13 protein-coding genes and 1 pseudogene are annotated in these 13422 nt (G+C 59.2%); 2 read left to right on the top strand and 12 right to left on the bottom strand.

Features of this window, described 5'->3' with window-relative positions:
- The 5 genes and pseudogenes from UCMB321_RS30720 to UCMB321_RS15130 all read right to left on the bottom strand — a co-directional run.
- Positions 1-80: pseudogene (locus UCMB321_RS30720) on the bottom strand (electron transfer flavoprotein subunit beta/FixA family protein); the annotation flags it as partial.
- 63 nt (positions 81-143) lie between these two features.
- Positions 144-1346, bottom strand: coding sequence for a CaiB/BaiF CoA transferase family protein (locus tag UCMB321_RS15145; RefSeq protein WP_040068188.1), 1203 nt, complete (start codon positions 1344-1346; stop codon positions 144-146).
- A 75-nt stretch (positions 1347-1421) separates the two neighbouring features.
- The gene (locus UCMB321_RS15140) at positions 1422-2585 is read right to left on the bottom strand and encodes an acyl-CoA dehydrogenase family protein (RefSeq protein ID WP_040068186.1); all 1164 of its coding nucleotides are present in this window, start codon (positions 2583-2585) and stop codon (positions 1422-1424) included.
- Positions 2586-2651: 66 nt separating this feature from the next.
- Positions 2652-3248, bottom strand: a complete 597-nt coding sequence (locus UCMB321_RS15135; RefSeq protein ID WP_040068184.1) for a thiamine pyrophosphate-dependent enzyme — start codon at positions 3246-3248, stop codon at positions 2652-2654.
- A complete protein-coding gene (locus tag UCMB321_RS15130; RefSeq protein ID WP_040068180.1) occupies positions 3236-3775 on the bottom strand; it encodes a thiamine pyrophosphate-binding protein in 540 nt (179 codons plus the stop codon). Before UCMB321_RS15130 ends, UCMB321_RS15135 begins: the two co-directional genes overlap by 13 nt.
- A gap of 483 nt (positions 3776-4258) precedes the next feature.
- On the opposite strand from UCMB321_RS15130, the gene UCMB321_RS15125 reads away from it, so the two are divergent.
- Entirely contained in the window at positions 4259-5563 is a 1305-nt protein-coding gene (locus UCMB321_RS15125; protein WP_040068179.1) for a dicarboxylate/amino acid:cation symporter, read from the top strand.
- Between the two features lie 194 nt (positions 5564-5757).
- Here the strand turns inward: UCMB321_RS15125 and UCMB321_RS15120 are convergent, their stop codons facing one another.
- From UCMB321_RS15120 to UCMB321_RS15090, 7 genes are all read right to left on the bottom strand, one after another.
- On the bottom strand, positions 5758-6420 hold the full coding sequence (locus UCMB321_RS15120; RefSeq protein WP_040068178.1) for an RraA family protein: 663 nt from the start codon (positions 6418-6420) through the stop codon (positions 5758-5760).
- Between the two features lie 69 nt (positions 6421-6489).
- Positions 6490-7839, bottom strand: a complete 1350-nt coding sequence (locus UCMB321_RS15115) for an MFS transporter (RefSeq protein ID WP_245220803.1) — start codon at positions 7837-7839, stop codon at positions 6490-6492.
- 220 nt (positions 7840-8059) lie between these two features.
- The gene (locus tag UCMB321_RS15110) at positions 8060-8725 is read right to left on the bottom strand and encodes an RraA family protein (protein ID WP_040068176.1); all 666 of its coding nucleotides are present in this window, start codon (positions 8723-8725) and stop codon (positions 8060-8062) included.
- A 125-nt stretch (positions 8726-8850) separates the two neighbouring features.
- Positions 8851-9747 (bottom strand): LysR family transcriptional regulator, encoded by an 897-nt coding sequence (locus tag UCMB321_RS15105; RefSeq protein WP_040068175.1) that lies wholly within the window; start codon positions 9745-9747, stop codon positions 8851-8853.
- Positions 9748-9858: 111 nt separating this feature from the next.
- Positions 9859-11073: a pyridoxal phosphate-dependent aminotransferase gene (locus tag UCMB321_RS15100; RefSeq protein ID WP_040068172.1), complete on the bottom strand. Its 1215-nt coding sequence runs from the start codon at positions 11071-11073 to the stop codon at positions 9859-9861.
- Positions 11070-11732 (bottom strand): RraA family protein, encoded by a 663-nt coding sequence (locus UCMB321_RS15095; protein WP_040068170.1) that lies wholly within the window; start codon positions 11730-11732, stop codon positions 11070-11072. The genes UCMB321_RS15100 and UCMB321_RS15095 overlap by 4 nt, the downstream gene beginning before the upstream one ends.
- Complete coding sequence (locus UCMB321_RS15090) at positions 11729-12397, bottom strand: RraA family protein (RefSeq protein ID WP_040068167.1); 669 nt, start codon at positions 12395-12397, stop codon at positions 11729-11731. The genes UCMB321_RS15095 and UCMB321_RS15090 overlap by 4 nt, the downstream gene beginning before the upstream one ends.
- A gap of 105 nt (positions 12398-12502) precedes the next feature.
- Here UCMB321_RS15090 and UCMB321_RS15085 point away from each other — a divergent pair, with 105 nt between their 5' ends.
- Positions 12503-13396 carry a LysR family transcriptional regulator gene (locus UCMB321_RS15085; RefSeq protein ID WP_040068165.1) on the top strand — a complete coding sequence of 298 codons (894 nt, stop codon included), beginning with the start codon at positions 12503-12505 and terminating at the stop codon, positions 13394-13396.
- The last annotated feature ends 26 nt before the right edge of the window (positions 13397-13422 follow it).

Raw genomic sequence — 13422 nt, 5'->3', positions numbered from 1 at the left:
TCGACGCCGGAATTGTCCGCCTTGACGCGAACCTTGACGTTGTAATCGACAACGCGTTTGACAGCTACCAGGATCTTCATTGGGCAGTGTTCTCTCGAAACTGTTTGATTGTTGCATTCAGGCTGCGGGTTATCAGCGCGTGGCTAAATCGCTCCGGCAGCGCGCATTTGTTCAATGCGGTCGGCTCCCAGCCCCAGTTCCCTGAGCACCTGTTCGGTGTGCTGGCCAAGACCCGGCACAGCATCCATACGGGGCTCGAACGCGCTGTTGCTGCCGGGTGGAATCAGGCTCGGAATGGAGCCTGCAGAGGTTTCAACTGCTCGCCAGCGTTCTCGGGCCTGAAGTTGTGGATGGCCCCAGACGCCTTGCATGTCGTTCACCCGGGCATTGGCGATTTGCGCATGGTCAAGGCGATCGATCACCGCCTCGAAGTTGAGCGTGGAGAACGCTGCAATGATCAGTTCCCGTAACGCATTACGGTTTTCGACACGCTTGAAGTTGGCAGAGAAGCGCTCGTCTTTGGCCAGTTCGGGTTGAAGCAGTACCTTCTCGCAAAACAGCTGCCATTCACGCTCGTTTTGCAGTCCCAGCATCACGGTGGTGCCGTCACCGACAGGGAAGGGGCCGTAGGGGTAAATGGTGGCGTGCGCGGCGCCAGCACGAGGCGGCGGCGGTGCTCCGTTGTAGGCGTAGTACATCGGGTAGTTCATCCACTCGACCAGGCTTTCCAGCATGGACACATCGAGGTGGCTACCTTCGCCGGTACGTTCACGCAACAGCAGGGCAGACAGAATGCCGGTGTAGGCGTACATGCCGGCCGCGATATCGGCGATCGAACATCCGGCCTTGGCCGTTTCTTCATCGCCTGGGCCGCCGGTGACCGAGAGAAATCCGCCTTCGCTCTGGATCAACAGGTCATAGGCTTTTTTCTTTTCATAGGGGCCACCGACGCCATAGCCTGAAATGTCACAGACAATCAGGCGTGGAAATCGCTGATGCAAGGTCTCAAAGGACAGCCCCATTCGTGCGGCAGCACCGGGTGCCAGGTTCTGTACCAGGACGTCGGCACTGCCGAGCAAACGGTCCAGTACCTCGCTGGCCGAATCCTGCTTCAGGTCCAGGGTCAGGCTCTCTTTCGAGCGATTGGTCCAGACGAAGTGCGAGGCCAAGCCGTTGACGCGTTGGTCGTAGCCTCTGGCGAAATCGCCTGTGCCCGGACGTTCGACCTTGATCACGCGGGCGCCCAGGTCGGCCAGTTGTCGGGTGCAAAAGGGGGCGGCAATCGCATGCTCAAGGCTGACGACGGTAATGCCATCGAGCGGACGCAGGCCTTTGGATTGGCTCATGATTGTTACCTCTCTTGTCATGGATCCCCGGCGGCGCCTGCCTGGGCCGACGCGCTGGGGTGTTGCGCCGATCACTTAGAAGGAGCGCGGCAGCTCAAGCAGGTGCTCGGCCACATAGGACAGGATCAGGTTGGTGGAGATCGGCGCCACCTGGTACAGGCGGGTCTCGCGGAACTTGCGCTCGACGTCGTATTCGCAGGCGAAGCCGAAACCGCCGTGGGTCTGCAGGCAGGCGTTGGCTGCTTCCCAAGAGGCCTTGGCCGCCAGGTACTTGGCCATGTTGGCGCTGGCCCCGGCGTTCTGCCCGCTGTCGTATTCCTCGCAGGCGCGCCAGCGCATCAGGTCGGCCGCCTCGATCTCGATATGCGCTTCGGCAATCGGGAACTGCACGCCCTGGTTCTGCCCGATCGGCCGACCGAACACCACCCGGTCACGGGCATAGGCGCTGGCCTTTTCGATAAACCAGCGACCGTCACCGATGCATTCGGCGGCGATCAGCGTGCGTTCGGCATTCAGCCCGTCGAGGATGTAGCGGAAGCCCTTGCCTTCCTCGCCGATCAGGCTGTCGGCAGGGATTTCCAGGTTGTCGAAGAACAGCTCGTTGGTCTCGTGGTTGACCATGTTGGCGATCGGCTGCACGGTCAGGCCGTTGCCGATGGCTTCGCGCAGGTCGACCAGGAAAATCGACATGCCCTCGGATTTCTTCTGCACCTCGGCCAGCGGCGTGGTGCGCGCCAGCAGGATCATCAGGTCGGAATGCTGGATCCGCGAGATCCACACCTTCTGGCCGTTGATCACGTACTTGTCGTCCTTGCGCACGGCAGTGGTCTTGATCCTGGTGGTGTCGGTGCCGGTGGTGGGTTCGGTGACACCCATCGATTGCAGGCGCAGTTCGCCGCTGGCCAGCTTCGGCAGATAGAAGCTTTTCTGCGCCTCGCTGCCGTGCCTCAATAGGGTGAACATGTTGTACATCTGGCCATGCACCGTGCCGGAGTTGCCGCCGCAGCGGTTCACTTCCTCGAGAATCACCGAGGCTTCGGCCAGGCCCAGGCCGGAACCGCCGTATTCCTCAGGGATCATTGCCGACAGCCAACCAGCTTCGGTCATGGCGTTGACGAAGGCTTCGGGGAAACCTTTCTCTTCATCGACCTTGCGCCAGTAGGCGGCATCGAATTCGCCGCACAGGGCGCGTACGCCCTCGCGAATGGCATTGAGTTCTTCAGAGTTGCTGTCAGTCATTATTATTTTCCTCAACGCGTCACGCACAGCATCTGCCCTGCGTGAGCGGGTTCGGGCATAGAGCAATCAGATCGGGTTGAAACCCAGCGCAGCCCGAAAGCGATTCTTGATGTAGTTACCATCACGCGGCGGCAGCACCCGTGGCGGGTTTTCCGCTTTGATCTTGATCGTCGCGAGCTTGACTCCATCGCGCGTTGCGAAGCGCTCGCGTAGGTTGTGTACGCCTTCCATATCGCGGATTTCATCGGTCCAGCTAAAGCCGCAGGTCTTGGCGACCTGATCGAGCTGGATGCCGAAACCTGCATGACTGACCTGCATGCCGGTCTCACCGAAATGGCCGTTGTCGAGCACGGCTATGGTCAGGTTGACGGGCTTTTGCAGCGCGACGGTGGCCAGCGCACCAAAGCCCATCAGCAGTTCACCGTCACCGGTGATCACGACTACCGATTTGTCCGGCTGGGCGTTGGCCAGGCCCAGGCCGACGGTGATTGCACTGCCCATGGCGGCCCAGAGGTAGTAATTCAGATCATGGTCACCGGCCGCCATGACGTCGTAGGACGCCGATCCCAGGCCGGTCACGACCAGCACGTCCTTGCGGTCGGCCAGCAAGGCCTTGACCACTTCGCGACGGCACAGGGCGTGGTTTGCGCTTACTTGACCCATTTCTTTTCTCCAATCAGACGCTGACCGAGCAGCAGGGCACAGGAAGAATCACCGTTGAATGCCATGGTGGCGGCACCGTGCAGCAGTGGGGCGACGTCTTTCGGATCATCGGCGCGCCAAGTCATGACCTTCATCAGGTTCAGGGAGGCCTCGGTAGCCTGACCCATGGGGTTCTGCCAGGCGTTGAATTCGGCCCAGTCGCCGCGCATGGTGACCACCATCAGCAGCGGGAAGCCTGCGCAGACCTGAAGTGCCAGGGTGTTGATGCAGTTGCCGACACCGCTGGATTGCATCAGCAGCGCACCACGTTCACCGCCGAGCCAGGCACCGGCGAGGTAGCCGATACCTTCCTCTTCTGTGGTGAGGACGACGGCCTTGATGTCCGGGTCTGCATACGACATGCGGATGGCCGCCGAGTGACCTGCATCCGGTACGAAGACCACATGTTTAACGTCATGGGCCTTGAGTACGCGGAATACGTCCTCCTGCCAATCCTGCCCCACGGTTTGTTCAGCTTCTGTTGACATGCCAGTCTCCCAAGCACAGCAGTTTTTGTGTTGTGCCTCATTCTGGAAGGGCATGAAGCGAACGACGACTACCGTTTTTGTCTTTGAGATATGCCCATTTTGTATAGCTGTGCGGTGGAGGGGTGGCCGTTGCGCCATAACATTTGGGCATAACAGCTAGAGCGAGATCCGCTCTTATTGAGGGGGCAGGACTAGGGTAGTTTTCCGGCAACGTCGTTACGGCGCGTAACTGACGCAACTACAACTATAAGATCCGAGGGTTGCACCTATGTATAACAGCCTCCTGCAGTTGGCTTGTCCCGTCCTGTCATCTGTCCATGATCTGTTTCGCTCGCATCCACCCTCGGCCTGCCGGTATCGGCATTTTGCACTTGCCTTGTTCATTCCTTAGTACGTCGGTAGCACACCGTCCTTTGATGGCCATTGCCTGATCAAGGGGATGTTGTTCCCGGCTATTTCCAGAAACACGACAACAGGTGCTCTATGAAAAACAGGCTACCGGCTGCGGCAGGCATTCTGATCGCCATGCTGCTGGGGATCCTTATCGGCTACATGATTTTCCTCAACTTCCCGGACAAAGCGATGGCGACCAAGGTTGCCAGTTACATCTCGATCGTCTCCGACGTCTTTCTACGCCTGATCAAAATGCTCATCGGCCCCCTGGTGTTCTCGACACTGGTGGTGGGTATCGCGCATATGGGTGATGCAAGTGCTGTCGGCCGGGTATTCGGCAAAGCGCTGGCCTGGTTTGTCACCGCTTCATTGCTTTCGCTGTCGGTGGGGCTGGTCATGGCCAACCTGCTGCAGCCGGGGCACAACCTGGGCTTGCCATTGCCAGATGTGACCAGCGTGACCAACTTGCAAACCTCGGTGTTCACCCTCAAGGATTTCGCCACGCACTTGGTGCCCAGGTCGTTCGCGGAGGCCATGGCCACCAATGAAATCTTGCAGATCGTGGTGTTCTCGATATTTTTCGGTGTCGCTCTGGCCTCCTTGGGCAAGAAAACCGAGCGGTTGGTGAATGTCATCGAGGACCTGTCCCACGCGATGTTGAAGGTCACCGGCTATGTGATGAAACTTGCACCGCTGGCGGTGATGGCAGCTATGGCAGCGACCGTGGCGGTCAACGGGCTCTACATTCTGGTCAAGTTCGCGGTCTTCATGCGCGACTTCTATTTTGGGTTGATCGTGCTCTGGACGATGCTGATATTTGCCGGCTGGATGTTCCTGGGGCGGCGTGTATTCAAATTGGTGGTGCTGATCAGAGAGGCTTTCCTTCTGTCTTTCGCCACGGCCAGTTCCGAGTCGGCTTACCCGAAGATTCTCCATGCGCTGGATCGTTTTGGAGTCAAGCGCAGAATCTCGAGTTTCGTCATGCCCATGGGCTATTCCTTCAATCTGGACGGCTCGATGATGTACTGCACGTTTGCCGTGTTGTTCATTGCGCAGGCGTATGGCATCGAGATGTCCATCGGCACGCAGATCAGCATGCTGTTGACGCTGATGCTCACCTCCAAAGGCATGGCTGGCGTGCCGCGTGCTTCGCTGGTAGTCATCGCCGCGACCCTGACCCAGTTCGATATTCCGGAAGCCGGCTTGTTGTTGATTCTGGGGGTCGACACGTTCCTCGATATGGGCCGCTCGGCGACCAACGCTGTGGGCAACTCGATTGCAACGGCGGTGGTGGCCAAGTGGGAAGGGGAATTGGTGAGCGAGGATGAAGCCGGGCGCGTTGCCGACGGGCGAGATACATCGGATCGCACAGGGGAGAAACCGCTGACGGTCTGACCCGTTCGCTGGGCGGGTTCAAGATCGAAGGGTGAGCATTCACAAAGGTGGTTGCTCACCCTTTTTCGTTTTTCCGAAAGGGGGGGATGGTCATACACGCCGGTCATTGGCAAAGGCTCTGGATACACTCGCAGGAATAAAAAGCCCTCACAGCGCTGTCGTGGGCAGGCTGTGAGGGCAAAAGGGGGAGACGATCAGGGCTTACGTTGCAGGGTGTGATAGCCCAGCACCGACCGGGCTTCCCTGAGGGATTTTCCTTCAGCGATCAAGGCCCGGATATCGGCTTCCACCGCTTCGATCGAGTGTGCGTGGGCCGCCACTTCATGGGCTCGATCCCGGGGCACGATCACCACGCCGTTGGCATCGGCGATCACGATATCTCTGGCGCAGACGCGGGCTTGGCCGATGGAAACCGGCTGATTGATGGATTCTACTTCGACCCGATCCTTGCCGGTGCGCATGAACCGGCCTTTGCTGAAGAGCGGATAGCCGTCACCGAGTGCCTTGCTGACATCCCGGCAGACGCCGTCGATCACGGTCGCCGCAATCCGCTTGCTCCCGGCATATTGGGTCATGATGTCACCCCAGACGGTGCAGTCGGTGCGCCCGTCGTTGTCGATGACCACCACATCGCCTTCCGCCACATCATCGATGAAGTCGCCAACCGTTCCAGGTGGGCAACTGGCGGTGACGTAACGTACGGTGAAGGCCGGGCCAACGACTACCTGGCGATAGTTATCCAAGGGCATGACGCCCAGGCACTGGCCAGGCAGGCCCAGTTTGTCCAGGGCGTCGGACACTCCTGGCGTATCCAGGCCTTCAAACAGCGCAACCAATTCTTTGTCTTGGGGGGACATGCATAACACCTCACAGCGATGACAGAATCGTTCATACAAAAGCCGCTCAAACGAGCGGCTCGGTTTTATTCAGGGGGCAGGAGTAGCCGATCGCGGCCGTGGCTCGGAAATGGTCAGCAAGAGGATGAAACTGAGAAATGACCCGATCGCCAGCCAGGCAAACACATAGTTCCAGCCATAGTTGTCCAGCAGCATCCCGGTAATGAAGGGCGTGGCCGCGGCGCCTAACTGACCGATCATGTTCACGATGGCGTTGGAGATGGGGAACGTCTTTTTGCTGGCCAATCCCATCGGGTAGACCATGTAAGAAGAGAAGCCCAGGCTGAGGACGACGCCGGTCAACATCAGCAACAACCCATAGGGCAGCGGTTCGGCAGGCGAGTTGATCAGCAGGTACATCATCAGCGATGTGCCCAGCGCAGACAGCAGCATGCCGGGTTTGCGCCGTCCACCCAGCAGCCGATCCGAGCAGAGGCCGCCAATCAGGTTGCCGAGCACGGCACCCACCCATGGCGCTGCCGACACCAGCCCCATGTTCATGATCGAGAATTGTTTGACGGTCATCAGGTAGGTTGGAATCCAGGCCAGCAATACGCTGGATACACCCAGTTGGAAGCAGTAGCTGGTGGCGCAGCCCCAGATGTTCCAGGACGTGAACACCTGCTTGTTGGTTTCCAGGGGCGCTTCATGACGAGCGCGTATGACGCGATCAAGTTTTCCCAACCAGGCAGGGGGCTTCTGGGGGCGGGTTTGCTGAACCGTCTGAGTGCTGCCGGTTGCTTCGGTGATGTAGTTGAGCTCGGCTTCATTGACGAACCGACTACGGGAGGGATGGTCGGTGACAACGAAGTACCAGACCACCGCGAGTACGATGCCTGGTACGGCGAAAAAGTAGAAAATTTCTCGCCAGCCCCAGACAGAGATAATCACTGCACAGAGTGGTGGCACGATCACCGGGCCGAACTTGACGGCGGACAGGAAGATCCCCGATGCCGTGCCCTTTTCTCGTGGGGGAAACCAATTGTTGATGGTCGTGGTCATGCTGATCGGCAGTGGACCTTCAGCGACGCCAAGGCCCAGGCGATAGAGTTTAAGCGCAAGCAGCGACCCGGCTGTACCCACCAGGCCGGTTAGCAATGAGGTCAGTAGCATGGCGCCAGGCAAGATCCGGCTGACGCCGAAACGCCCGAAGGCAAATCCGCAAGGAATCTGTATCAAGGCATAGGCCAGCAGAAACAGGCTCATCAAACCACCGGCCTCGGTGTTGCTCATGTCGAACTCTTTACGAATAAACGGCAAAGCGACACCCAGGTTGGCCCTGTCAGCGGCAGCGATGGTGTAAATCAGAAAAATCAGGGCCGCAACCACCCAGCGGTAATTGCTGCGCACAGCAGGTTTTATGACTTCAGGCATAGACATGGGGGTAGACCTTATTTTTCTATCGGTGTTGTCCGGTCAAAGTAATGAGTGTGAATCTGCAAAAAAAGCGACAAATACTCCTGGCAATAAATCACTTTTATTGATGGGAGTGCCCCCATCGAATGCGCGCTTTACAGAATGCGCGGGCCTAAAAAAACCGGGCAGGAGGCCCGGTTGGATTGCACGGTGAGGCGCGCGCATAAGGTGATTCTGGATCGACTCAGTTCGCCAGACCGGCCTTCTCCAGAACCTTGTCCAGCCATGACTGATCAATGGCGCCGGTGGCGATTTCGGCCTTGACCTGCTGTTCGTGGGCCTCATGTTCGCGCGCCTTGAGCAGAACTTGTTCGGCGTGCTCAGGGGCGAATGCAATCAGGCCATCTTCGTCACCGACGATGATGTCGCCAGGGTTGACGATCATCCCGCCAATGGACACCGGCACATTGATCTCGCCGGGGCCGCTCTTGTAGGGGCCGCAATGCACTACGCTGCGGGCATAGCACGGTGTGTCTTCAAAACTGGCGACATCGCGGATGGCTCCGTCGACGACAAAACCGACACAGCCACGTTGTTGCGCATAGAGCTTGATCAACTCACCGATGACCGCATTGGTCTCGTCCCCTTGAGCGTCGATTACCAGAACATGCCCCGGTTCGATCAGCGTCAGTGCCTTGTAGATATAAAGGTTGTCGCCGGGGCGAGTCTTCACCGTCAAGGCGGTGCCCACCAATTTGCCGGTGTGGTTATAGCGCGTTAGACCCCGAGCACCGATGTGACGCCCGAGGTTGTCGCTGATATGCGGCGTGACGACGTTCTGAAAGGCTTCCAGAAGTGAACGTGGCGCTTGGGGAGGAGAAGGGTAGATGCGTGAACCGGGCAATGACATAGCGACCTCCATGAACGGATGAACCTTTGTGGGTTATGAGTTCATCTTAAGAAAGGTCGATCGGTACTATTAGCGATATTTATCTATGCAAAAGCATCGCTTTTCTTCTCGAATCCAGCGCTGAACTACAACACCATGTGGCTGAAATCGCAGCAGTGCGCTGCCAGGCGCGCCACTTCGACGCTAAGGCCCTGAAGGCGATCGGCACGGTGTACGGCGATGTAGTGGATGGGAGGCAACGCGGGTTCGGTTTCGATGATCTGCAGCCGGCCCTGCTCCACCAGCGGCGAGAGGCATTGGCGAGGCAGGTAGCTGATGCCGATGCCGGACAGGGTCAGCCCCAGTTGGGCGATCAGGTAGTTGCTTTTGATCGTACGGTTGACCCGGACGTCGTTCTGGGCAAGCCAGCGCTCGTAGATCAACCCGGTACCGGAGCCACCTCCCTGAGTCAGAACGGTGTACGAGGAAATGGCCTGCATGTCCATTATCCCGTTGCCCTGGTGCAGCGAAGGCGCGCACATCCAGGCGTTCTCCACCGAACTCAGCGGAGTGCTGACGAAACGTGCGTCGGCAAAAATATCGGGAACGATGATCAGGTCGAGCTGATCGCTCTCCAATTTTGCTACCAGTTCGGTGCTGAGCTCGATCGAGGGTTCTAGCACCACTTTGGGATAAGCACTGCGTATACCCTCGATCAGTACCGGTAGCCAGGTCATGGCGGTCAGTTCGGTGACGCCGATGCGAAAGCGCCTGACCAGCACCTCCTTGGAGCTGACGCGTTCAAGCAGGTAATCGCGTTGGCGCAAGATCTCCGAGGCCTGCTCGAACAGTTCCGTGCCTTTTTCCGTGAGGCGTGCACTGCGTTTGGATCGATCAAAAATGGGCATGTCAAAGGCCTCCTCCAGCTCCTGGATACGCTTGGAGATGGCTGACTGGGACATGTTCAGTTTCATGGCTGCGGATTCAAAGCTACCCAGCTCCACAATCCAGTAGATCGCTTCCAGTTGCTTGAACGTGATCATTGCTCAGGCTCGATTGAAAAAAAGTGATCCATTATTGACGAAATGCATCGAGTCCGCTTGACCATAAAAACGAAACCCGGCGATTGCCGGGTTCGTTCAAGCACAATTGGGTCAGCGCAAGGCGGTACAGAGCGTGCGGATGGCTTCGCAAGCTTGGCGTAATGACGCGTCATCCAGGGCATAGGCAATGCGAATGTACGGGCCAAGGCCAAAGGCGCTGCCATGAACCACCGCTACATTCGCTTCGTCGAGCAGTGCATGGGCGACCTCTTCATCGCTGTGCAGCACTCGCCCGCCTGGGGAGGTGCGGCCTATCAGGCCGGCGCAGGAGGCGAAGGCGTAAAACGCCCCGGCTGGACTGACGCATTCAAGTCCGGGTATGTCGTTCAGCAGTGTCACCATCAAGTCCCGGCGGCGCTGGAAAACCGCCCGGCTTTCGTGGATGAAATCCTTGGGCCCCTCCAAGGCAGCGAGTGCCGCTTGTTGCGAGACCGAACTGGCTCCCGAGGTCTGTTGCCCTTGCAGCTTTTCCATGGCGTCCAGCAGCCAACGTGGCCCCGTGGCGAAGCCGATGCGCCAACCGGTCATGGCATAGGCCTTGGACACACCGTTCATGGTCAGTGTGCGTGGCGCCAGCCGTGGTTCAACCTGGGCCAGGGTATGAAATGGCTGATCGTCGAAGATCAGGTGCTCATAAATGTCATCGGCCAGAATCAACACGTGAGGGTGAGCCAGCAACACCTCGGCCAGGGCCTGCAGTTCCTCCCGGCTGTACACCGCGCCGGTCGGGTTGGATGGCGAATTGAGAATCAGCCAGCGGGTCTGCGGCGTGATCGCGGCATTCAATGCCTGGGCGGTCAACTTGAAGCCTGTGTCGGCCTCGCAGGTGACGATCCTGGCTTCACCGCCGCACAGTTGAACCATCTCCGGGTAACTGACCCAGTACGGTGCCGGCACGATGACCTGATCGCCCTCGTTGAGGGTGGCGGCCAGTGCGTTGTAGATCACCTGTTTGCCGCCGTTGCAGATCAGCGTGTCCTGCCAGGTGACGTCCAGGCCGTTCTCGCGGCGGAACTTGGCGGCCACAGCTTCACGCAATGAACGTACACCGGCGACCTGGGTGTAGCGGGTGTGGCCGTGCTCGATGGCATGAATGGCCGCTTCACGCACATGTTTGGGCGTATCGAAGTCAGGTTCGCCCGCGCACAGTGAAATGATCGTTGCGCCTTGCGCCCGCCGTTCCGCGACCCGATCCATGATCCGGTAGGTCGCCGACGGTTGCGCACTGGCCAGGCGTTGGTTGAGACGTTGGATATCGCTACTCATGCTTTCCTCTGCAGGCTGTGGTAGCCCAGTGCGTCCCGGGCTTGCTTGAGGGTTTTGCCCTGGGTGAGCAGGGCGCGGATGTCGGCTTCGACCGCTTCGATCTGGCGGGCACAGGCCGCCACTTCGGCGGCACGGTCCCTCGGCACGATGACCACGCCATTGGCGTCGGCCACCACGATGTCGCGGGTACAGACCCGCGCCGTGCCGATGGACACCGGCTGTTTGACCGACTGAACCTGTACGCGGTCCTTTCCGGTACGCATGAACCGGCCTTTGCTGAAGATCGGGTAGCCGTCACCCAGGGCCTTGTTCACGTCTCGGCAAACACCGTCGATGACGGTGCCGGCAATCCCTCGTGTGCCGGCGTACTGGGTCATGATGTCGCCCCAGACGGTGCAGTCGGTACGGCCACCGTTGTCGATGACCACCACATCGCCGGGCGCCACGTCTTCGATGAAGTCGCCCACGGTGCCTGGCGGTACGCTGGCCGAGACGTACTGCACGGTGAACGCCGGGCCGACAATCACCTTGCTGTAGTTGTCCAGGGGCGCAATCCCGAGGCATTGGCCGGGTAGGCCGAGCTTGTCCATGGCATCGGATACGCCCGGGGTGTCCAGGCCTTCAAACAAGGCGACCAGTGTTTGATCTTCAAGGTTCATCGAGTGTGCTCCACCTGGATGGCTTCAAACTGGGTGTCATGCATTACCTCGGCCACCGAGCGGCCGCTGCGAACTGCCTCGACCATGCCGTCCTGACGGTGGGCGATACGCTCGCCAAGGTCGAGCACCTTCTCGATTTCAGCTTGGGGCACGAAGACCGTGCCGCAGCTATCGGCGATGACATAGTCGTCTTCACTGACGTCGACACCGGCCACGTTGATCGTCACGGCAGCATCGATCTGTACCACACGATTGCGCGCACTGATCATCGTCACTCCACGGCCGTAGACCGGGTAACCAATTGCCTCGCTGCCATCGATGTCGCGACTGAAACCGTCGATCACCGTACCGCGCACCTGCTTGCCGGACGCGGCATTGGCCAGGATATCGCCCCAGCAGGAAATACCTTCGATACCGCCGGCAATCACCAGCACACGGTCATCGCTGTGGATCTGCTCGACCACCGGCGTGATCAGGTGCACGGTGGGAGCGCTGCCGGACTTGGGCGCCAGCAGTACGGTGCTGGCCCGTCCGACGATTTTCGGACAGTTCCACAAGGGGCGTAGCCCCACGGTGGCGCCGGGCAGACCGAGGAAGTCGAGCGCGTCGGAGACCGTGTTGGTATCCAGCGCCGCCAAGCGATCCAGCAAACTCTTGTTAGTCATGGGAGAGCCCTTGTGGTGACGGAGGTTCCCAGTGTCGGTGAGGTCATTCGATAGGTATATTACTAATCACAGAAGCGTTAGATACGCTGAACCTATGGATTAGCCATGATCAATTTCCGCCTGATTCGTCACCTCTGGTTGTTCCTGGCGGTTGCCGAGGAACAGAATTTCGGCCGTGCCGCCAAGCGCCTGGGAATGTCCCAGCCACCGCTGAGCGAGCAGATCCAGGTCCTGGAGCAGGCGCTCAAGGTCACGCTCTTCGAGCGTTCGCGGCGTGGGGCGAAACTGACTCCGGTCGGGGCCGCGATCCTGCCGGCGGTACGCAAGTTCGCCGAGCAACTGGAGCGCCTTGAACTGGCCGTGGAGGAGGCGGTGGCGGGGCAGTCGGCCCTGTTGACCATCGGTGCGATCTCAACGGCCATGTTTGACGTGTTGCCGGGCCTGATCGAACAACTGAAGAGCGAGTATCCGCACCTCACCGTGTCGGTGCGGGAAATCGACAGCGTTGAAGCCGTCCCGGCACTGGAGGCCGGGGATATCGACCTGGCGTTTGCCCGTCTGGACGGTGATCTGGGGGCTTCGATCAAGTCGCTACCGTTGACTGAGGATCGTCTGATGGTGGCGTTGCCCAATGATCACCCTTTGGCTTCGCGCACGCGCATCAGCCTGTCGAGCCTGGCCAGCGAGCCCTTGGTGATGTTCTCTCGAAAGGTCAGCCCGGTGTATTTCGATAACTTGATTGCAACCTGCCGGGCCAGCGGTTTTTCCCCGCGCGTGCTGCATGAAGTGCGTTCTGTCGCTTCGCAGATTGCCTTTGTCAGCTGCGGGCAAGGCATCGCGCTGGTACCGGCATCGCTAAAGAAGTTGGCCCCCGACAATGTTGTGTTTCGAGCGCTTGGCCAGAAGCTCAACGTCGTCACTACCGCGGTGGCCTGGAATGAAAGCCGGTCCAATCCGTTGGTGGAGGCATTGGTCGCCCGGTTCAGGGCCAAGGCGTGACAGAGGGGCAGGCTGATAGGTTTGGC

The organism is Pseudomonas batumici (assembly GCF_000820515.1).
Classification (GTDB): domain Bacteria; phylum Pseudomonadota; class Gammaproteobacteria; order Pseudomonadales; family Pseudomonadaceae; genus Aquipseudomonas; species Aquipseudomonas batumici.
This window is presented reverse-complemented; position numbering and strand designations above follow the sequence as displayed.

Bases quoted from the DNA above. Each gene is read 5' to 3' on its own strand.
- UCMB321_RS15145 (WP_040068188.1), bottom strand. From the start codon at position 1,346: ATGAGCCAATCCAAAGGCCTGCGTCCGCTCGATGGCATTACCGTCGTC.
- UCMB321_RS15140 (WP_040068186.1), bottom strand. From the start codon at position 2,585: ATGACTGACAGCAACTCTGAAGAACTCAATGCCATTCGCGAGGGCGTA.
- UCMB321_RS15135 (WP_040068184.1), bottom strand. From the start codon at position 3,248: ATGGGTCAAGTAAGCGCAAACCACGCCCTGTGCCGTCGCGAAGTGGTC.
- UCMB321_RS15130 (WP_040068180.1), bottom strand. From the start codon at position 3,775: ATGTCAACAGAAGCTGAACAAACCGTGGGGCAGGATTGGCAGGAGGAC.
- UCMB321_RS15125 (WP_040068179.1), top strand. From the start codon at position 4,259: ATGAAAAACAGGCTACCGGCTGCGGCAGGCATTCTGATCGCCATGCTG.
- UCMB321_RS15120 (WP_040068178.1), bottom strand. From the start codon at position 6,420: ATGTCCCCCCAAGACAAAGAATTGGTTGCGCTGTTTGAAGGCCTGGAT.
- UCMB321_RS15115 (WP_245220803.1), bottom strand. From the start codon at position 7,839: ATGTCTATGCCTGAAGTCATAAAACCTGCTGTGCGCAGCAATTACCGC.
- UCMB321_RS15110 (WP_040068176.1), bottom strand. From the start codon at position 8,725: ATGTCATTGCCCGGTTCACGCATCTACCCTTCTCCTCCCCAAGCGCCA.
- UCMB321_RS15105 (WP_040068175.1), bottom strand. From the start codon at position 9,747: ATGATCACGTTCAAGCAACTGGAAGCGATCTACTGGATTGTGGAGCTG.
- UCMB321_RS15100 (WP_040068172.1), bottom strand. From the start codon at position 11,073: ATGAGTAGCGATATCCAACGTCTCAACCAACGCCTGGCCAGTGCGCAA.
- UCMB321_RS15095 (WP_040068170.1), bottom strand. From the start codon at position 11,732: ATGAACCTTGAAGATCAAACACTGGTCGCCTTGTTTGAAGGCCTGGAC.
- UCMB321_RS15090 (WP_040068167.1), bottom strand. From the start codon at position 12,397: ATGACTAACAAGAGTTTGCTGGATCGCTTGGCGGCGCTGGATACCAAC.
- UCMB321_RS15085 (WP_040068165.1), top strand. From the start codon at position 12,503: ATGATCAATTTCCGCCTGATTCGTCACCTCTGGTTGTTCCTGGCGGTT.